The following is a 20,824-nucleotide window of genomic DNA, read 5'->3' as shown; positions in this document are numbered from 1 at the left end:
CATTTAGAAGAGTTTCTTTCTTATACTATATTTAGTACTGATTCATTTTACCTGCGCTACTTCCGTTCCCTGATAGATTCGAAAAGCAGGAACAATCGTATCTGTAACAATTTCTTTTCCTTTTTCACGAATGAAGTCCAATTTATAATAGGCCTCAAATCTTTGACTAATTTCCGTTTTCACCAGTTCAGGCGGCGTGACGACAATGAATTGGAACTTCAATTTTTCGGCAACTGCGAAGATCGGGTCAAGAACATGCGCTGATGCAGCTTGCCCAAACGGGTTATCACAAACTAACGGAACCCAGCTTTGATCGGTTTCACTTTTAACGGATAATAACATCATCATCATGACCATTCGCGCCGATAACTTTTGTCCGCCGCTGCCATCGGATTTCGTCCTAGAACCCTGATTAATCGTCTGCCAGGTTGAATAATGCTCCCTTTGCGGTTTTCCGTACATAAAGGCATTATCCGTCCGCATATTATAGACAAGCAGCTCAGGATAACGATTCCGCAGTGAGACAAATAAGATTTGCTCATCACTAATGAGCTGTTTTATTTCTTGATCTAAGGCTTGATTTCCATCATCTATGACATCAAATTGTTTTGTTATTTTATTAATTGCAGTAACAAAATGCTGCTTCAATAATGGTTCGATATCTTCTGCTTTTTTCGGTAAGATATCTTCTTTGAGCTGGACGAGCGGAAAAGAACCTCGTTCATTTTTTAACTTCATTTTTGCAATCATCGAACGAATGGCCTCTGCAATACTCATCACTTTCATGCTGGCCCGGCTTGCCCAGAAGTTTTGAGCATTTTCTGCCCGTTCTTTATCTCGTTCTAATTGCTCCAAACCACTTTGTGAAAAACGCTTCATGTTTTTCACGATGGTTTGGATATGTGCATAATGCCTTGTATCCATATGATCGAGTGTGGTGAGGACTTCATTTTTAAAGCGTATCTCCCAATCTTTCCCCTCAATCGCAAGCTTTAAGTTACGCAAGGATTGTTCGATTTTCGCGTGCTTTTCTTGGCCTTCGTCCTGAATCGCTTGATGGTCTTCACACCAGGATAGGATCCCTGCTTTTCCTTGGCTGTGAATTCTTTCGACATCATCGTCTGTAAAGGCTGCTGCTTCCTCCTTTAAGATAACGGATAAGGTTAATAAATCCCCTTCATAACCCGTAATTTTCGTTTCTGTTTCTTTTTGGCGTTTCTCTGCCTTCTTTACTTCGTCTTTCGTGAGCTTTGTTTGGTCTTTAATTTCTACTTCCTTAATCTCTAGGTCGAGGTCTTCCCATGCTTCAGCCTGTTTTTCATGCTTTTCGATCTTTTTTCCTGACTTGCTGCGTTGCTCGGTCGCAAGTTTTAAGGAGGTTTCTGCTACGGTTACAGCCGTTCCTTGTTCCCGTTCCTCTTTTTCCGCTGTCTTCGCTTCCTTTTGTGAGGTTTGCAGCATATTTTCTAATATACTAATCGGTTCCTCTGGTTCTGGAGCTTGATTCCATTCCTTATTTTGCGAATCGAGTTTCTTCTCTAATTTCTTTTGCTGCTTTTGTTCGGTTTCTTTTCTAGCTTGGATCACAAGCAATTCTCTCGCCTGTTCCTCTTTTGATTTTTGGAGCTGTTTTAACTCATGCGTACTTCCATTGATCTCTTCTAATAAATGTGGGGATAAACTCGGAACCTCTTCACTAAGATCTGTTTTTTCATCCGCAGGAAAAGCTGCCCCTTCTATAAAGAAGCTTATCTCTTTAATAGCTTGTTCGGTTGTAAGCTTCCATTCTAGATACGTTTGACTCCACTTATTTTGCAGGTCAAGAATGTCTTGATGCTCTTTGACAATTTCTTGCTGCTTCGAACCTAAAGCATCCTTTTGTTTCTCTTTTTCTAGTCTCACCCGTTTATTTTCTTGATAAAGTCTCGTTTCTTGGTCAAACAGCTCTAATGTCTCAATATTTTTTGAAAACTTCCCTATTTTTCGCTTCGTTGTTTCAAGCTTTTCTTTGAGCTGAAGCTGTAATTCTCTTTCTTTATCTTCCCTGGTGGTGATTTCCTGTAGGTTCGCTTTCTTTGAAAGAAGGGCGTTCTGTTCTTGTTGGAGTGCTTTTTCGATATCACTCGATAACTCGCCTGATAAAAAACGATCTATTTCCTTTAAAATACGACGGTACAAGGCTTCTGTTTTTTCAATTTCAACTAGAGTATCTTTCTTTTCCTCTATTTGTTTAGCAATCTTTATTTTCCAGTTGGTAAATTGATTCTTATCGGTTAATAGCTCTCTCTCAGTACCGTTGATAATCACAAAGGATGGCTGCTGATTTTCGCGGTTCATTTCCTCACGCAAGAATATCGGAACAGGACTTTTAAACAACCTTCCGGAGAGGACCTGCTGATTAATCTTTTGCCATTGATGCTGGCTGACAACCAAACCATATGGAAGAAGCGGATAGTTCAAAAGGTAGTTTGTCATTTCCTCCGTACTTAATGATTGCAGAAACTGAGTTCCATAAAAGACATCAATGCCCGTCTTCTCGTCGATCCATTCCTTTAATTCTTTTACATCTTTGTTGGCAATCCAGAAATGCTCATCATTTAAGGAATGGTCGAGTTGGGTTTCCCAAAGATCTTTTTTAATTTGTTCCCCTTGTTCACGGTTATCTACGAGCATTTCTTCGATCTGGATGACATACTTCGAAAGAAGAGAATGAGTAAACGGCGCTGTTACATCATCTAATAAACCATGCAGCTTATCTAGCAGTTTCGTTTCTTTTTGCTTTTGCGCTTCATTGGCAGCCTTTAACTCTTCACATTTTTCTTCTGAAAATTGAATGGATTGGAACAGTGTCCCATGTGAGGTGGCTAGTTGATTTTGCCTTTCACTAGATTCCTTCTCTTTTGCTTGCAGCTCCTCTAAGGTAACCTTTTTGTCTTCCATTTGTTTTTGAAGGCTTTCAATCAGTCCCTTTAAATCATAGGTTAAGCGGTCGCCAAATTCTTTCACCAATTCCGCTTCCTTCGACTCAAAGTTATGTATATCCGTATAAAGATAATCAATTTCAGTACTAAGCTTGGCAATGTCTTTTGTCTTTTGATTATCCTGTCTCGACAGCTCTGTTCCTTTTTTAGTTAAGTACTTTTGATATCCTGCATATTGTTTAACTGCTTCTTGAACGGAGAGATAGGCATGTTCCCATTGCGAGTTTGCTTCTTTTTTGATTTCATTCATTCTTTGATTCACTTGCTCTAAACCGCTATTTTGTTCCAATTTCTCGATTTGCTGTGAAAGCGATCGGATGCTCTGTTCGTTTTCAAACCACTCTTTCAGTAAAAGTTGAAACGAGTATTGATCTTTTCGATCCAGCTTTTCTTTCACAACCTCTTGCAACGAAGTATGCTTGGTCCGTTCTTCGGCTAATTTCTTTTCCCAATCCATCACTTCTCTGTGCGCTTTTGCATACTCTAAGTTGTCTTTTTGAAAACGCAGATCTGCCTGCCTTACTATTAATTTTTCAATCTCTTTTTCTAAAGTAACTAGTGTTTCCTCTTCCGTTTGTTTTAAATGCTCTAAAGCCCCAAGCAGCTGTCTGCCTGCCTTAATGCTTTCCTGAACAATTTCTTTATGTTCTACGCCTTTAGCAAGGTGCTCTTCAAAGGGAACAATGTCTTCTAAAAACTCTTTATGGGCTTGTTCTCTTTTTAACAGAACAGGCAGGTCTTTTGCGATACTGGCTTGACTCTTGAAAATCTCCACAAGATCGTTCTTTTGATGTTCGGTTCGATGTAAGACTTGGCTGACGGTCGGTATAATTCTCTTTTGGAACAAGGAAAAATCATCCTCCGCTCCTTCAAAGTATTTCCCAACGCCCCCTTCATCCTTGTTGATGTCCTTCATAATATCCCAATCTTTACGGTTAATTCCGTATGTATCAAGGATGCGATAGTGCTTCTTCGTATCTCGGTAAACGTCATATCCATTCCATTTTAAATAATCCTTCAAGCTTTCAGTTTCAGCCACCTCATCATTTTCAAAGAGTGGAATATGCTCAAGTGCTGCCTCTTCTTTTCGGTCAAATTCTCTTGTATAAAAAGTAATAGTAGGAAGGATCTTGGCTTCTTGTTCTAGTGTTTTACTTTCATTTCCACTTTCTTCACTCATCGAAATCCGCTGTTCAGCAGAGAACATTCCTCCCGTGACCAGATGCCTGCGGTCAGCTCCGTCCAATTCCCATTGAATCAGGACATGAAAGGTATAGGGAATAAATTGTTCTTTATTATTAAAAAAGAACTGCTGATAATAACGGTTGTTTTGTTTTCCCCACGAAGTTCCAGGTTTCAATATCTGGAAAATCGTTTGCAGGAACACACCTTTTCCGCCGCCATTCATCATCGCAATGAGGCCGTTTGTCGATGTCTCCTCATTATGGAAATTAAAAGTGGTATCTTTGTATTGCTTTTGCATGCCATCATACTTGAGGCCAACAATTCTAATTCTGTGGATTTTCGGCATGCTCATCCTCCTTTGAAGTCATTAACTGTTTAAATAATTCATAACGGTCATAATCATGATATAAGTATTCAATCCGCTCAAAAAGCTCTTGTTTGGGAATTGCCTTTGGAATATCGTCGCGGTCAAGGATGACAATTAACCCTTCCGTCTCTAATAAACGCATCGCGCCGGCAATTAACCCAATTCTGGTTCGTCGATTGCCTTTTTTAACCCCATAATCGTCCGTGTCGACCTCCATGTATTTCCAGGTAGTCACCACTTCTTTCATATCAATTCGTTCTTCTTCTCCAAAGGAAGGTTTTGTTTTAAGGATGCTATCCCAATTCATAATAAGATCGTTCACTTGCCGCTCTAACGCGTAGTAGCTGATTCCTTCCCGCTTGGTGCGAATTTTTGCTGCTTGGTTACGGTCGATGGCTCCCAAAAACGCCATCATAACAACGCTCATCAAATGGAAGTGTTTCTTCGTTTCAACTTGCCGATGTTTATCTTTCAAATGAGTAAAATTAGTCGCAAAGACAGAGCCGGTTGGCTGGACCACCAATTGAATGCGCTTCGGTGATTCAATGATATAGGTACCAGATTCGTCAGCTAATAAAAGAACGGTCTGCCTCACTTCAGGATGAAAATAAGCCTCGAAGTGTTCACTATTCTCATCGATTACTTTTTCTTTTAATAGAGTAAAATAGACGGCCGACGCCTGTTTAATCGTTTCTGCGTTCATTACTTCTCCTCCTGTACACATATTTTAAAAGGAGTGATTTTCATTCTGTACCAGGTGAAAGGCTCCGCTCGATGATCAAAAGTTGTAAAGAGCTTAGAGCCTTCAAACACTTGAAATTGCGGATACTCCATCATTAATTTATAAAGAAGGATTTCCCTCTCATCGCTTAGAGTATCTTCTTTTCGATGCAGCACCTGAACCTTCAGCGGCTTTTTATCAAACATCATCCATAAATCAATTGTTTCAGATTCTTCAAGCCATAAGTCCTGCACTTCTAAAGGCAGTTCTTCAAGATCAGCTAACGAAAACTCTCTGGAAGTTTGTAGAAATTGAAAAACATAACTCCAGGCCTTGATGACAGATTCCCAGTTTGTTACGCGCTGACGAGTAATGCTTTCTTCCACCTCATCTTCGAGTACAACATCCTTCGTTTGAGCTTCGTCAAACTCTTGTTCACCCCAAATCCAATCGAGCGGCAAAATAAACTCATTCTTCGGTGAAAATAAAGGGGAAAGCACTCGTTCTAATTCATTAAAACTTTGAACGCCTTCCTTCATGAACCAATTTTCATAAAAATGCTCACGGAAGGAAACCAGGCTATTTTCCCAGAACAAGGAGGGGTTCTCCGCCTTTAATTTCATCTCATAAGAGATATTTTGAATCACTAATTTAGCAAAACGATCATGTAATTGTCTTGTATGGCCAATTTTTTCTTGAAGAAGAACGAGTTCCTTCTGAATATAATCATCTTCTTCGTTCCTACGTTTTGTTTTTTCAATCATACTAGTGATCGTACGGAAGTGGTTTTTTTCTTCTTCAAACTGCTTTTCAATTTCCACACGATTGTCTGCCCGCTGCCATTCTTCTTCAATCAATAAGATTTTGGGATTGTTAATCATTTCCTTCTGAAAGGTAAATTCATTGGCCATCAGGCGGTTTACTCGTGAAATGAGGTGATCGAGGTTTCGCGTAGCTTTGCGGAAATTACCGTTTTTAATCAGCTGCATACTATAGAGCTGCTCAATGGTGATGGAGAACTCCTCCGCCATTTCCCTGCTCATAAAAATCATTTCTTGCGCAACATCCGTCAGTTTATACACAATCGATCCGCCCATCTCTAGATTGGTATATAATTCATCCATTGCGACATAGCGGAAAGTCTGTGTTTCCCAAGATTGTTTGATTTCATCATAATAGAAGGCTTCAAACGGTTTACTATACTCTTCTTTTCCCTGATATAAAAGCCCGCTTGTAATCCGTTCAATCTGCTTATCGTCTGCCAGTAACCTCATCTGCTTAATGGAATCTTGCACCATATACTTGATATCCGCTTTGCGTCTATGATCATCATCATTTAATTCTCGATAAAAGATGATGAGGAGCACTTGCATGAGGATGGTTTGGATATACGGTTTCAGCTCACCAACTTCCATTCCCCTCCCAAGCTCAAACAGTGGATTCAGCCGTTGCAGCCGCTTGCCAAATCCTTCCCATGATTCGTTCACTTCCATCTCCTCCATGATTCGATAGTTAACACTTCTTGAGCGATCCTTTGATTGTTCTGCCATAATTGCTGTAATATCGCTTGCTCGTCGTCAGTAAACCATTGAAAAAAACGATCGCGGTATTGGGTGTTTTGTGTTTGGCCGGCTTTCTGGTCATTCTTTTGATCGAGACATTCAAGCATTTTGCGATAAATTTTCAAGGCCGGCTGGATACAACAATCTGGATATTTTTCAATCAGACGAATGAGGATCCCATATCCTGCAGCATCAAGATCTCCTGCATAATAGAAAAGGTATGGCTTAGGTGGAAACATCCGAAAGAAAAAGGAAAAGCTCCGTTCAATCTTCGTCCCTTCCCCATAAATAATCAGTTCAGGTTCATAATCCAGTTCATTTGCTTCCAATAATTTAATGGAAGTATGAAAGAAAGATAGATTCTCTACAATCAGGATCCGCTGAATATCTTTGAGTTCTTTCCCTTGCTTGATCCAGAATACAAATGGCTCCCCGTAGTTCACCATTTTAAGCTGCTCTTCTGATACTCCGATTCTAGCCAAAAAGCCTTTACCGTCAGGAAAACTATCTCTATCTTGTATAAATTTTTCATGTCCAAAGAGTTCCAAGCTTCTTTCTTCTAATGACACAATTTCCCGTTCCTGACTGGACTTAAGAAACATATATACATTCTGGATTCGCTCCCATTCATCTTTCGTTTGCCATTCGGGATGCCGTTCATAATAGGAAAAATCAAACTGATCACTTAATTTCATCATCTCAAGACGATCCCATTTGGAGACCTGAACTTTTATATTAACCCAGTAATATAATGGAAGAGCAGGTAATCTGCCGTTATATTGGTTATTTTGAATCGGAATAAGCTGGCCTTCAGCTTGCAATGTTTCTATGGCATGATAAAACAACGAATAGCCGTCCATCTCAAAATAATCATTCAATAGTTTACGCAACTGGATTTCTAAATCGTTTATATTAATCTTCTTCTTTTGTTTAGGGTGTTGAATATCTCCAATAAAACCCCTCACCCTTGTTTCAATAACATCGATTGTCCTCACCTACTTAACTCTTAAATCTCCTAATTATCATAGATAGATTTCAAAACCTATTTTGGCCATCCTTATATTATAAACTAGTTGCTTTATGGTTGGTAAATGAAATTTTCTTAACATAATAACAGACTGCAAATAAACTTCGATTTCTACAGTATCCTCTTAACAACTCTTGTTTTAAATGATAAGAAAGGCGCAACCGGCATGCTGTTCAGAATATGGTCCTAAGCCTGACCGATTCATCACCCCTCATATGGTACTATTAGAACATTTCAACTCATATTCTTTTAAAAGGAAACCATACGAAGGGGTGTAAAATTAGGTGAAAAAAGTGAAGGTTCGTTTACAACCCATTGTAAGTAAGATCAATTTACCCACCGTTATAAAAACTGCTATCCTCCCGGGTGGCACAATGGAAGGATTATTTATTGCAACCCAGGTAGGTGAGATCTTTTATATAGAAAACGGAGGGATAAGGACATTTTTAGATATTCGGCCCCAAATCATAAAACTAGGTGCATCAAGTGGCGGTTATGATGAACGGGGATTGCTGGGTCTAGCCTTTCATCCCGAATTTTATTATAATGGTTTGTTTTATCTTCATTATTCTGTGGCAGGAACACAAGGTCCAGGGGCTCTTTCTGAACATTTTAGCCCTAACCCGTGTGATCCCAAAACCTTAAACCAAACGTGGAAAAATAGAGAAACTCACTATGATCATATTGATACGGTAGAAGAATGGATTGTACCATTGAACGGTCAACCTCAAAAACGCCGGACCTTACTTAACTTAAGAAGACCATTTATGAATCATAATGGTGTCAATAGCTTAAACTTTTCACCTGAAACAAGAAAACTTGTTTTAACTACCGGTGATGGAGGATCAGGCTATGATCCTTTTAATTTAAGTCAGGACAATATGGAGATAGCCGGTAAAATAATCGAAATCGACGTATCCAAGAATACCGTTAGCCATCATCCACCTGTGGTTACACGTTTTAATGAACTTCCTGTCCCTATTCAGGAAACACTTACAGTAATGGCCAAGGGGGTTCGCAATATACCAGGCATTTCATATCAACGTCTTTATAATCAGTATATTAAATATGTGGGAAATGTCGGTCAGGATTTGGCAGAGTCAATTTTTTCATTCCTTCACTATAAACCCATCCCGGTTACACAGCTTATTCAAGACCATGTAAGAAACACCGAACCTGACCAAGAAGCATTTATCAACCTTGGCTGGCGTGGGTGGGAAGGTGCTTTTCCCACTTCCATTATCAGGGGCTGCCCGAATAATTCGAATTTGGACGAGAAAACAATGGCCTATTACAATGAAGCTGTAAACACTTCAGCGAGGCGTCTCGAGCCTCTAACGAGTTATTTTCATCAAGATCAACGTCCCGATAAGTTTGCGGGAACTGCCCTGACAGCAGTCCAAGCCTATCTGGGGAATGGAATCCCTGATTTAACGGGCAGCGTTTTGTTTACCGACCTTGCCCGAAAAGAACCTCCTTCCCCGGTTAGAGGGGTTTTAGCTTATACCAGGATAAGAACAGATGGTAAACAAAATGATTTTAGTGTGATTGAAACCGATTATAACTTTGGATCCCAATCTTCATATTATGTAAGTTTGGGAGCGAATCTGGATCAAACCAGACTTTATTTAGCGGTTTATGGCTCTATGAAAGTGACTGATTTTAACCTAGGTACTGTTTTTGAATTGGTTCCATAATTCTTATCTATTTCACTCATTTAAAATGTAGAGAATGATTAAACTCTAATGGGGTGGCAAATTTAATAAAATGACAAAATAAAAACGACTCTAGTTCACCAATAACGTTAGCGAAACGTTTTCGGTGAAACAGAGCCGTTTTTTTATCAGTACCTTATTCTTTCATTCCTGCTGAAATATTGGAACCTTTAATAAAATATTGCTGGAACAGGAAGAAAATCAATAGCGTCGGAATCAATACCATCACAGACATGGCCATTAAATAATTCCACTGCGTTTGGACACTGCCTTTAAATGTCTGAAGCCCCAACTGAAGGGTATACAGCTTTTCATCACTTAAATACAATAATGGACCCAGCAGGTCATTCCATGCGCCGGTAAAGGAGAAAATCGCCACGGTGATTAACGCTGGCTTAACAAGCGGCATCGCAATCGACCACCAAATCCGAAAGTGGCTGGCCCCATCAATCGTCGCAGCCTCAATGATATCTTTCGGAATCGTCAACATAAATTGTCTAATGAGAAAGATATTAAATGCACTTCCCAAAAAGGCCGGCACGATGAGCGGCAAGTAGGTGTTAACCCAGCCTAATTTTGAAAACAAAACATATTGCGGCACCATCGTTACAAAACCGGGAATCAGCATCGTGGAAAGTACCAAAACAAAGAGAGCATTCCTTCCCTTAAAACGTACCTGTGCAAACCCATAGGCGATAAAGGCGTTGACAAAGACATTACCAATGGTATTGACAACAGCAATCAGTAAGGTATTCAAACTCCATCTCGTAAAATCACCGGTTTTCCATACTTCTATGTAATTGGAAAAATGAAAACCCTTTGGAAAAAAGGTTGGCGGGTATTGCATGATCTCCTCAGGAGATTTTAGAGAAGTAGAGATCATCCACCATAAAGGAATTAGTAATACGATACTGCCTACGAAAAGAATTAGAAACACCATCGATTTTTTGACGTTTTGCTTCCTGTTTTGCACGGACCTTTTTACTTCTGCTCCAATCACTTGTCATCTCCTCCATCATAATAAACCCATTTCTTTCCTGCTTTTAGATTAATAAAGGTCAGACCCATTATTATGATAAATAAGAACCAAGCCATGGCAGAAGCATATCCCATATCAAACGATTTGAACGCGTTGTTCCACATATGAAGATTGTAGAAGAGCAGCGAATTGCTTGGTCCGCCTTGTCCATTCTGTGTCATGACATAAGCTTCTTGGAAAATTTGAAACGATCCAATAGTACTCGTAATGATGTCAAAGAAGATAATCGGCGTTATCATCGGAAGGGTAATATGGAAAAATTTTTGAGGTCCACTTGCCCCATCTAAATCAGCAGCTTCATATAACGAGGGAGAAATGCCTTGCATTCTACCGAGATATAACAGCATGCCTCCCCCTACACTCCACATTTTCATCAATATCAGTGCCGGCTTTGTCCAGTGGGGGTCGAAGAGCCATGAAGGACCATCGATTCCGAATAGATGTAAAAATTGGTTGACTAACCCTGTAGACGGGCTTAACATCTGCATCCATAAGAAGTAGACTGCTACCCCGGACAAAATAGATGGAAGATAATAAATAGTCCGGAACACCTTCATCCCTTTCACCTTTTGGTTTAATAAAACCGCAATCATAATGGCTCCGGCCGTTGTTAAGGGTACAGAAAAAATCACATAGTAAAGAGTGTTCCATAGCGCTGTCCAGAACATATCGTCTAATGTGAACATTCTTTTATAATTTTCCAGTCCAATAAAATTCATTTTGGAAGTAATATTATAGTCTGTAAAGCTGGCAAACAGGGAAAAAACGAGAGGACCTGCTGTCAATCCAACAAAACCAATCAGCCAGGGTAAAATAAATACATAGCCGATCAGATTCCGTTTCCACTTTACCCTGGGAACCGACGGAACTTGGGCTCTTTTCTCCTGTGTGCTAAGCGGGATACTCGACATTCTTGTATCCACTTGACCTGTTACTTTTTCCATTCTGCTCATCCTATCCTATCTCACACGAGTAAGAGAAGCGTTGAACGCTTCTCTTTTCTCGTCGTTATTTTTTCATCTTTGCGACATCTTTTTCTGCCTCGTTTAAGGCTTGCGCCGGTGTCATTTTGCCGTCGATTGCTGACTCTATTAGAGGATTAATTCGTTCTTGATAGTCAGGATACTTATTAGGAACTGGAGATAGAGTTGTATACTTCAAGGAATCTACTGCGTTTTGGTACACCGTCTTAGCGTTACCATTTAAATCATTCAAAACGCTCTCAGCCGCTTTAATATTGGCGACGTTATCATAGTTCTTCTCAGCCCAGTATTTTTGAGCTTTTTCTCCAGTTAAATATTTAATAAATTCCATCGCTTCTTTAGGATGTTTTGCTCCTTTTGGAATCTCCGCCACAAATCCGCCGCCATCACTCCATGGCTTGCTGTTTTCATCAAATGCAGGCATCGTAGTTACACCAAAATTCATCTTTGTACCAGAGTCACGGATTTGAGTATAGAAGGTGGCTACATCTGTAAACATGGCAACCTTTCCTGCAATAAATGGATTGGTTTGCCCGTTGCTGAATTCAGCTTGATAGTTTTGGATCGTCTTAACTCCGTAGCGTTTTTGCCAGTCAGCTAACCATTCTAATCCTTTTAATTTGTTTGGCGTGTTTATTTTTAACTCTCCGTTTTCGACGTACCCAATGCCATTATCCGCATTTTTCAGCCAACTTGGAGCACCAAAGCCGCCAAACAATGGATAAAATCCAATCCGGGTATATTTGCCGTCTTGTTTCACATCTAGCTTCTTGGCATCTTCTTCAAGCTCTTTCCAGGTAGCAGGCGGTCTATTAGGGTCTAAGCCCGCCTCCTTAAATGCATCTTTATTGTAAAATAGCAATCTTGTATCGGTTGTGAACGGAACTGCATAGGGCTTGTTTTTATATAAGACTGTTTCCCAAAGATTCGGGTAAAATTGTTTTTTTAATGTATCTTGATTTATGTATTTTGATAAATCCTCTGCTTGATTGTTTTCAGCTCGCTGCGAAACACTATTGATATCATTGATTACGACGTCGGCAGGGTTGCCTGCTGCCACAGCGGCAAGATTTTTGGTCCAAATATCTCCCCAAGGGATAAAGGTATGTTTAACCAAGATTTTGTCCTGGGATTTGTTAAAGTCGTCGACCAATTTTTCAATCACCGGCCTTCTTGTTTCCGAACCCCAAAATGTCCAAAAATCAACCACTACCTTCCCATTTGAACTAGCGGCACTGCTTTTGCTTGAACATCCTGATAGGATGGTTGATAAGAGTAAGAGTACGATAAGAGATAGACTTCCAATTATTTTTTTCATATAATATGTAGCTCCTTAGGTGGTTAATCAGGTTAAAAGACTTCCGGAATCTTTTCTATTAAACGTATACCCTTGTTTCTGTCTAATAAACTAACTTTTTGTCAAAAAAGAAAGAAAAGTCGCATCAAGTGAGGCAAAACAGCAAAAAAAAACCGCCTGCCCAATAGCGGCCGCCGGTTCTCAATTCTCTTATTATTACTACTATTTCATACTATAGATACCTGAAAATATGTAGAGGTTAACCGAGATAATTATTTAATGTTTGCTGTAAGGTTGCTTTGGTTTCAGTAAAACTAGTAAGATCAATACCTAAATGTACCATTTTCCGAACAAGTTCTGGGCGTAAACCCGTTATGACTGATTTAGCTCCCATTAACGTTATACCAATCAACACTTTTTGAAAATGAGTAATCGTTACTTCGTCCATATCTGATATTCCTGATAAATCTATAATTAGGGTTAGAATCCTATGCTTTGATATGTCTGTTAATACTTTCTCTTCTATAATATCCATTCGATAAGAATCAAAAGTACCAATTAATGGCAATACAGCTACTGTTTGGCTAACTGGAATAATTGGTACAGAAAGATGTTCAACTAATTGCCTTTGGGAAAGGATGAGTTCATCTTTATACTGTGAATAGCTAATGAAAAATGAATTAAGAAACTCATCAATTCCATCATTAACCAACTCTTCCAATTCAAAAAAACCTTTAGCCAATTGCTCATTCTCATGTGTTTGATCATAAAGTCTGATAAAATACCATAAAGCACGCCTTATGGCATGTACCCATTCTAATTTGAACGCTAGAGTTAATGAATGTTTCGCCCAAGCAATTCCTTCTTCTTTCGCAAAGATAGTAAGGTCATCTTTTCTATTTTCCACAACATAAAGAACTAGCTTTTGAGCATTTTTCAATAAATCAATATTACCTTCTCTTAAAATACCTTCAATATTTGAGGCAACATTGACAGCTTCAGTTAAAAGTTTATTCTGAAAATCTTCATTATGGTTGGTAATATATTCCGAAATACTTTTCGTATCATAGACGTTTTCCAAACTTTATTCCTCCCTAGAAGTCTAAGTACAACTTTTATTTATTATATATTCAATCATATAAGAGAGGTTTTTGTTAGAGAAGTTGACCTACAATATAAGTCAGGTCATCTTTTCCTGTTTTCGCATTCCTCTCTAAATAGTTCGAGATTTCTTCAATCGAACAAGAGGAACTTACTAATGACTTAATACCGGGAATGGCAAGACCGTCCGTATGAAGAATAAATTTTGATCCCTCTTCATAGGAATATGTTTGGCAGCGGTATTTTTGGGGCTTCCCAGATAAATATCCTAGGATAGGCAGTGGATAGATAAACCGACCAGAAGGGCAAGAAAGAACAAATTGAATGTTTCCTACCGAGCTATAGGTGAAGGTCTTTTGTAAAAAATGCACCTTTAATATCGATATAGTAGCACCCCTTTTATCTTTTAGGACCTGATTGCAGCTATCGATTAATACCTCTACCTCTTTATCATGGTTTTTTTCCACTTCTTGACTAATCGCGTTGGACGAATGATACGCATGCTCCCCGCTCCCTAAACCATCAGCAACCACACATATAAAGTATTCGGCCGTAACTTTCATAAAAAAGCTATCCCCGTTAAATACATTCCCTTCCTTTGGAACTTGATAGGCAATTGCCTGAATATGTTGGTTAAGGTCAAGTTCAAGCATTCTTTCACTCTGCATCATTACCAAGTGCCTTTCATTGATTTTTAGTTACTTTTCATATGTTTCAAATAAAATCTACCCGATTTAGGGAGTTTTAAACTCTTTTTAAAATGATGAGCGTAAAATCATCTCTAATCTCAAAATTCTGGAGTCTCTCGATATGACGATAAATGTTTTCCACCATTTCTTGTGCGGGTAAATGCATAAAGGATTGAATTAAATCAGTAATGACCGAACGTTCAATAAATCCATTCTCCGTCCTGGATTCAGTCACACCGTCTGATAATAAAACGATCATATCTCCAGGTTGAACCTTTTTTTCATACTGTTCATATGTAAAATTCGGTTCTACCCCTAACACAATGCCCCTTGTTTTAATGTCCTCAAAGGATTGAGAAGAGGCATGGTAATAAAACCCTTCCTCATGCCCCGCAGCAGCATAGGTAAATGAATGCTTAACGAAATCATATATTCCGTAAAACATGGTAATAAACATAGTTGAATCCACATTATTTTCTACGACTCTATTTAAATTGGTTAACACATCATTCGGATTTTTTCTAGAATTTGCTACACTGTCCATTGCATACTTCATCATAGACATACAAAGTGCAGCAGGTATTCCTTTGCCAATTACATCTGCGATCGCAACACTAATACTATTTCCATCCTGAACAAAGCGATAAAAGTCCCCATTCATTTTCTTGGCTGGTATACTTATGGCACCGATATCGACTTCCTCAAGCTCCGGAATAGGCGTTTCTAATAAGGTTTCTTGGATGCTGGCGGCGATTTCAATTTCTGATTTTATTTCAAACTGCTGGTCCCGTAAGCTCAGATGTTCTTGATAGGCTAAACCATAGTTCATCATAAATTCAATTAGGAAATCAAACGATGCTAATATGTCAGGATTAATATTTGGAAATAACTCCTTTAAAGCTTTACAATGGATACTTATAATTTCTTCAGGAGATATTTGCTGTTCAATCGATTTCCTGCTGAACATTTGTCCTTGATAAAGTGCTTCTTCAGAAGAATTTTCTATATACCTCCGAAGGATCTCTCGATAACTTGATTCTAATATCGGTTTAAAATCCATCTTCTAACCAACCCTCCTATCTCGAAGCCATTTTGCTACCCGAATGGTAGTCCCTTCTCCAAGTGACGAGGTCAGATCGAATTCATCCATTAAACGTTTCACTCCTGGTAATCCTGCCCCTAAACCCCCAGATGTTGAAAACCCATCCTCCATCACTCTCCGAATATCCTGAATTCCTGGGCCATGATCAACCGCCATTACTTTTAAACCTCTTTTTTCGAAATCATTGACTGGCTCGAAATGAATCTCTCCATGCCCGGCATATAAATAAATATTACGTGCCAACTCAGAAATTGCTGTGGTGATTCTTGCCTGGTCAACGGTTCCAAATCCTAGCTCTTTGGCAATATTTCTCCCTAGTTGCCTAGCTGCAACAATATCCCATTCTGATATTATCTGTACAGAGGATTCGTTTTCCATGCTTTAATCCTCCAACTCCCTTTGTATTGTCTCTAACCCCTTTTCTAGATCTATTGCTGTAAGTACATCTTGGAGGTGAATCCCGAGTTCAACTAACGTAATCGCTACAGCTGGTTGAATGCCAGTCAAAACTACTTTTACACCCATCAGTTTGGACATACTAATCACATCACCTAGAACCTTAGCAATAAACGAATCAATCATATCGACAGAAGTTAAATCGATCACTACACCGCTAGCACCAGTTTCATGTATTCTTTCAAGCAATAATTCTTGAAATTGTAATGCTGTTTTGTCATCAAGCTCCCACTGAATGGAAACAAACAAACAATTATATAGCTTTAGAATTGGGATTCTTGTATTCATTTTATTCCTCCGTTGATACAATCTTTCGATTTGTCATTTCTAATGCAGCCATTATCCCCTTTTGCAAGTTGCTTTTTGTTATAACCTGATTTAGATTAATTCCTAAATTCACAATGGTTTGGGCTATCTCGGGCCTTATCCCCACAAGTAAGCATTTTGCCCCAACTAATCGAACTGCTTCAATGGCTTGCATAATGTAATGAGCTACCATTGTATCCACTACAGGGACCCCTGTTATATCAATTAAGACAACTTGGGACCGATATTTGACAACACCGTCAAGCAAATTTTCCATAATACTTTTTGCCCGCTCTGTATCAATAGTTCCAACGAGCGGCATAACGGAAATATCATCAAAAACAGGAATAAGTGGTGCAGCTAATTCATCAAGTGCGATTCTTTGTAGAGAGATCGTTTTTTGCCAGGAAGCTGCGTACTGACTGTATAATTGATTGTTAATCGGACTGATCCACTTATCGTAATCCCACACAAACTCTATTTGCTTTTGGTCTATGTCACCTTTGGTCATTTGAAAGAAAACAATCTTTCCAAATTCGTTTATACAATCCATCATAAAATTTAATGTCCACCCGAATTGAATTAACTTTTGAGTGAACGCACTTATTTTGAGTTTAACTATATCCTCATCAATTGAATCATAATTTAATAGATTTATGTATCCATTACAAATATTGAAATAGCTTTGGTCTGGTGTCTGATTTTCTACTAAATTGTTTAGTTTATCTACCCACTCATGGACCAGCTGTTCTCTATTTTTTTGAATATATTCAAGAATAGTAATAGGCTCCCCCATTTAATTTCCTCCTTTCTTATACAAACACGCTATTAATAGTATTATACCAATAACATGAATACTAAGAAAAGCGGTAACTCTAGGAAGCTGTCGGTTTCCCAGTTTAAAATTATCTTATTTTGAATGGCTTAAACTGAGTAATCAAAAAAAAGGACTATCCATAAGATAGTCAAAGTTAGCAGCAACATAAGGATATGGGGGAATGTAGCTAATTATTACATACCCGTATTTTAGAAAGATAAACCAAAAACTGCATGAATTTATTCATATTTCTAGTGAGTTTTTTAAAAAAGTGGTTAAATAGTCTACATTGGTTATCTTTTTATTGCATTCGCTGCTATCTGCACAAATTAGATTGCCAATGGACTTGTAATAATCCGGGTTTTTAGCCTTTTTTTCTTTTGTTACGGTGGAAAAATAGGCAACCTCGCCTAAACAATGGCAGACGGAACAATAATTATATTTGCTAGTAGGCGTAAATTTACATTCAATCCCAACCATAGTTCCCTCCAGCTCATATACGATGAATTTTTTATTGGATCTTAAATCGTTCCAGCTTAAATAGGTTAACTGACTGTGATCTATTTTTGATAAATCAGGCAGCTTTAATTTCTTATTCTTCGGAAACATTTTTTTCAGTTGCTGATCAGTGATTTGTGGAAAGGGCAGCAACAAGGACGAAATACGCTGGATATATTCCTCATATTCGTCATCTGTTCTCAGTCTGGATAGATCCAGCATTTCTTGTTGATCATATGAAGCATTTGGAAAGAGGTCCAGTATTTTAGCATTGGCTAAGTCAATTGTAGCCATCAAAACGTTTTGAGGTACATTCTTTTTGGTCGTGTCTTTAATCAATTTAATCTGTTTTTTTATAAAATTTAACTGTTCATTTTTGATAAATTTCTCGGTCATTACATATTTCTCCAATCATTTTGCAACGTCTCTTAACACATTTTATAAAATAAAGTCAGCTTTAGAAATGGAGAAAATGACTTAGAATCGTTTTATACATAAAAAAGCACTAATGAGGACTTTCATCAGTGCCGTTCTTTTTACTTTTTATGTGAATAAACGATCTTTTTGATGGTTTCGGTTGAAAGGTAATATTCCTCAGCTAATTGCTGGATACTGCTGCCACTACTAAAAGAATTTTTAATGGCGGCATTACGACGATCAAGCAGCCGTCTCCCGCCACTTGAGGTTCCCCATTTTTGATACTTTGTTTCCTGCTTGGGAATGTATAAGGTTTCCCCTTGGATATACTTTTGGATTTCCACAATTAGCTTCTCAGGTAAAACTTTGGTTGCGTTAATATATTTCATTTTGCCCGCTCCTTATTTTGATTTAGAAAAAATAAGGTGCAAAGCCAAAATATTAGAAAGCTTGTTCAGCGATAAAACTAAAGGTTTCGCCCCATGCAAAGTATCGCCTTTCTAATAATAGGCTTTGCATGAGTGGAAGAATTCCCAGACAATCGTAACTGATTCTCCATCTGTTAACACCCCCTTTAATTTATCATTATAACGAAATTTACGATTGGATTGAACCGTAATTGCTTTGTTTTTTATGATATTTTTCAGACAGGCTTTACTTACTACATAGTAGTAGACTAGGTTATTAAGTTAGAAAGCGCTAGAGGATAGATCTCTAGCGCTTTCTAACTTAAGACGTATGTTAGGCTTAAGAGGAAGGTCTTGTTTTTTCTGTTTTTTTATCTTGCGGTTTCATTTCAGAAGCAAATTCGGTACTTGTTATACTTTTCGCACTTTGCTTCCCTGATTTAGTTTTAATATTCCGTTTTGTCATGTTTTCACCACCACTGTTAAGATGGTTATAATTTAACCAGACAGCAAAAAAACATTCTATGTGTGAAATTCCTTTGTACACGGATTCAGCCCATTTTTACCAAAAGATTCAAAACATAACCTCGTTCATTACGGTAAAAAATATCAAAATGATAACTGATTATTGGGAACTCTTTATTAAGAGCAATATTTTTAAAAAGAAAAAAAGACCATCGTCATGATGATCTTTTAAACTCGCTTTGCTCCAATATATCTTGGATGCCAATATGGGTTGCTAGTGTTGGTGATAATAACCCCTTTTGAAGAAGATGCCATGATCATTTTCCCGTATCCGATATAAATGGCAACATGGGTAGGAGCACTTACTTTGGACGGGCCATAAAACAGTAAGTCACCAATCTGTAAGTTGGATGGTCGATATCCGTTTCCATAGTACATTTGGGCAGCAGTACGATTTAGTGTTCTTCCCGCTTTTCCGTATGAATACTTCACAAGACCTGAACAATCAAATCCGCTAGGCGATATCCCGCCCCATCGGTAAGGAACTCCAATATGAGATTTCGCAATTGAAATTGCGGCTGTATGATAATTATAAGTTGCTGCTTCCGCTTTTTCACCCTTGGCGGCGAACAAAGAGCCACAAGAAGCTAATATAGTAAAGGCTACGATGAATTTCTTTAGCATGATTGTTTCCTCCTTGTGTGAGTTGATAGCCTTACTATACTAGAAAGATATAACGGACTCATCACAGCTATATAACAATTTCATTACAAAGTATTTTAATATAATTTTTAAAATCAAAGGCAAGCAGGAATACTTCCTAATTAAGCTGTTCGTTTAACTTGCATGAAACTAAGTTCATTTCCATTTATATATCGTACGAACAGCAGTCGGCACTTAAATAAAAAAATACCTCTGGGCGTTTGTGCCTGCCCAGGGGTATTTTACTTACTTGTATAATATCATGTTACCAATCGATTCGTTTTCCATCTCTGAAGAATCCCCCGCTAGGTCCTTCAGGTCCAAGTGTCGCCAACCAAAGGATCGACTTAGCTGCTTGTTTCGGGGTTCTTGGAGCAGAAGGTCCACCCATATCTGAGCTTACCCAGCCTGGATCGGCAGCGTTTATTTTAATATCCCCTTTGATTTCTGCAGCGACTAATTGGGTCAATCCATTTAGGGCAAATTTAGACAACTTATAAGCACCTACACCTCGTTCAGCCATTTCACTCATCGCCCCATATTCTGAAGAAATATTAATAATTCTGCCATAACCTCTTTTTTCCATGAGCGGCAGAAAAGATTGGAGACAGTTGTAAACACCAAAGAAATTAGTTGCCATCGTTTTCTCTAAAATGGAAGGGTCCATAGTCAACAACTTCTTATTCTCATCCAAATACACACCAGCATTATTAATCAATACGTCTAATCTTCCATACTCCTCTTTGATGGTAACCGCAGCTTGATGGATGCTTTCTTGATTGGTCACATCCATTTCCACAAACGAAACATCCAAATCTAACTCCCTAAGTTTCTGTGCCGCTATTTGACCCTTTTCTAGATCCCGACTTGTCAAAATCACCTTGAAACCATTCAAAGCCAATTGTTTGACCAGTTCATTTCCAATTCCCCGATTACCGCCAGTTACAAGCGCAACTTGTTTATCGTGCATTCTAATCCTCCATTCCA

19 protein-coding genes are annotated in these 20,824 nt (G+C 38.5%); 1 reads left to right on the top strand and 18 read right to left on the bottom strand.

From position 1 onward, the window contains the following. Positions 1-42: 42 nt before the first annotated feature. Genes L1999_RS10265 through L1999_RS10250 form a run of 4 tightly spaced genes read right to left on the bottom strand, consistent with a single transcriptional unit; the run spans position 43 to position 7,811 of the window. Complete coding sequence (locus L1999_RS10265; RefSeq protein WP_235743448.1) at positions 43-4,512, bottom strand: coiled-coil domain-containing protein; 4,470 nt, start codon at positions 4,510-4,512, stop codon at positions 43-45. Then, positions 4,490-5,236, bottom strand: a complete 747-nt coding sequence (locus L1999_RS10260; protein WP_235743447.1) for a DUF6063 family protein — start codon at positions 5,234-5,236, stop codon at positions 4,490-4,492. The genes L1999_RS10265 and L1999_RS10260 overlap by 23 nt, the downstream gene beginning before the upstream one ends. Beyond that, positions 5,236-6,747 (bottom strand): hypothetical protein, encoded by a 1,512-nt coding sequence (locus L1999_RS10255; protein WP_235744306.1) that lies wholly within the window; start codon positions 6,745-6,747, stop codon positions 5,236-5,238. The genes L1999_RS10260 and L1999_RS10255 overlap by 1 nt, the downstream gene beginning before the upstream one ends. Then, a complete protein-coding gene (locus tag L1999_RS10250) occupies positions 6,738-7,811 on the bottom strand; it encodes a Wadjet anti-phage system protein JetD domain-containing protein (RefSeq protein ID WP_235743446.1) in 1,074 nt (357 codons plus the stop codon). The genes L1999_RS10255 and L1999_RS10250 overlap by 10 nt, the downstream gene beginning before the upstream one ends. A 316-nt stretch (positions 7,812-8,127) precedes the next feature. On the opposite strand from L1999_RS10250, the gene L1999_RS10245 reads away from it, so the two are divergent. Further along, positions 8,128-9,540, top strand: coding sequence for a PQQ-dependent sugar dehydrogenase (locus L1999_RS10245; RefSeq protein ID WP_235743445.1), 1,413 nt, complete (start codon positions 8,128-8,130; stop codon positions 9,538-9,540). Between the two features lie 154 nt (positions 9,541-9,694). Here L1999_RS10245 and L1999_RS10240 read toward each other — a convergent pair whose 3' ends face one another. The 14 genes from L1999_RS10240 to L1999_RS10180 form a co-directional block, all read right to left on the bottom strand. Then, positions 9,695-10,558 (bottom strand): carbohydrate ABC transporter permease, encoded by an 864-nt coding sequence (locus L1999_RS10240; protein WP_345790887.1) that lies wholly within the window; start codon positions 10,556-10,558, stop codon positions 9,695-9,697. Then, positions 10,555-11,541: a carbohydrate ABC transporter permease gene (locus tag L1999_RS10235; RefSeq protein ID WP_235743444.1), complete on the bottom strand. Its 987-nt coding sequence runs from the start codon at positions 11,539-11,541 to the stop codon at positions 10,555-10,557. Before L1999_RS10235 ends, L1999_RS10240 begins: the two co-directional genes overlap by 4 nt. Positions 11,542-11,605: 64 nt before the next feature. Next, complete coding sequence (locus tag L1999_RS10230; RefSeq protein ID WP_235743443.1) at positions 11,606-12,898, bottom strand: ABC transporter substrate-binding protein; 1,293 nt, start codon at positions 12,896-12,898, stop codon at positions 11,606-11,608. Between the two features lie 238 nt (positions 12,899-13,136). Next, complete coding sequence (locus L1999_RS10225) at positions 13,137-13,958, bottom strand: STAS domain-containing protein (RefSeq protein ID WP_235743442.1); 822 nt, start codon at positions 13,956-13,958, stop codon at positions 13,137-13,139. Between the two features lie 73 nt (positions 13,959-14,031). Beyond that, positions 14,032-14,631: a PP2C family serine/threonine-protein phosphatase gene (locus L1999_RS10220; RefSeq protein ID WP_235744304.1), complete on the bottom strand. Its 600-nt coding sequence runs from the start codon at positions 14,629-14,631 to the stop codon at positions 14,032-14,034. A 91-nt stretch (positions 14,632-14,722) separates the two neighbouring features. After that, the gene (locus L1999_RS10215; RefSeq protein WP_235743441.1) at positions 14,723-15,727 is read right to left on the bottom strand and encodes a PP2C family protein-serine/threonine phosphatase; all 1,005 of its coding nucleotides are present in this window, start codon (positions 15,725-15,727) and stop codon (positions 14,723-14,725) included. A gap of 3 nt (positions 15,728-15,730) precedes the next feature. Beyond that, positions 15,731-16,147 (bottom strand): anti-sigma regulatory factor, encoded by a 417-nt coding sequence (locus L1999_RS10210; protein ID WP_235743440.1) that lies wholly within the window; start codon positions 16,145-16,147, stop codon positions 15,731-15,733. 3 nt (positions 16,148-16,150) lie between these two features. After that, on the bottom strand, positions 16,151-16,513 hold the full coding sequence (locus L1999_RS10205) for an STAS domain-containing protein (RefSeq protein ID WP_235743439.1): 363 nt from the start codon (positions 16,511-16,513) through the stop codon (positions 16,151-16,153). Between the two features lies 1 nt (position 16,514). After that, the gene (locus tag L1999_RS10200; RefSeq protein WP_235743438.1) at positions 16,515-17,327 is read right to left on the bottom strand and encodes an STAS domain-containing protein; all 813 of its coding nucleotides are present in this window, start codon (positions 17,325-17,327) and stop codon (positions 16,515-16,517) included. 264 nt (positions 17,328-17,591) lie between these two features. After that, entirely contained in the window at positions 17,592-18,242 is a 651-nt protein-coding gene (locus L1999_RS10195) for a FusB/FusC family EF-G-binding protein (RefSeq protein WP_235743437.1), read from the bottom strand. Positions 18,243-18,382: 140 nt separating this feature from the next. Beyond that, complete coding sequence (locus tag L1999_RS10190; RefSeq protein WP_235743436.1) at positions 18,383-18,652, bottom strand: CD3324 family protein; 270 nt, start codon at positions 18,650-18,652, stop codon at positions 18,383-18,385. Between the two features lie 358 nt (positions 18,653-19,010). Continuing rightward, positions 19,011-19,136, bottom strand: a complete 126-nt coding sequence (locus L1999_RS29580) for a hypothetical protein (RefSeq protein WP_275677519.1) — start codon at positions 19,134-19,136, stop codon at positions 19,011-19,013. Between the two features lie 227 nt (positions 19,137-19,363). Continuing rightward, positions 19,364-19,819, bottom strand: coding sequence for a C40 family peptidase (locus tag L1999_RS10185; RefSeq protein ID WP_235743435.1), 456 nt, complete (start codon positions 19,817-19,819; stop codon positions 19,364-19,366). Between the two features lie 283 nt (positions 19,820-20,102). Continuing rightward, positions 20,103-20,807, bottom strand: a complete 705-nt coding sequence (locus L1999_RS10180) for an SDR family oxidoreductase (protein WP_235743434.1) — start codon at positions 20,805-20,807, stop codon at positions 20,103-20,105. Positions 20,808-20,824 lie beyond the last annotated feature (17 nt).

This window comes from Neobacillus drentensis (genome assembly GCF_021560175.1).
Taxonomy (GTDB): domain Bacteria; phylum Bacillota; class Bacilli; order Bacillales; family Cytobacillaceae; genus Neobacillus; species Neobacillus drentensis_A.
This window is presented reverse-complemented; position numbering and strand designations above follow the sequence as displayed.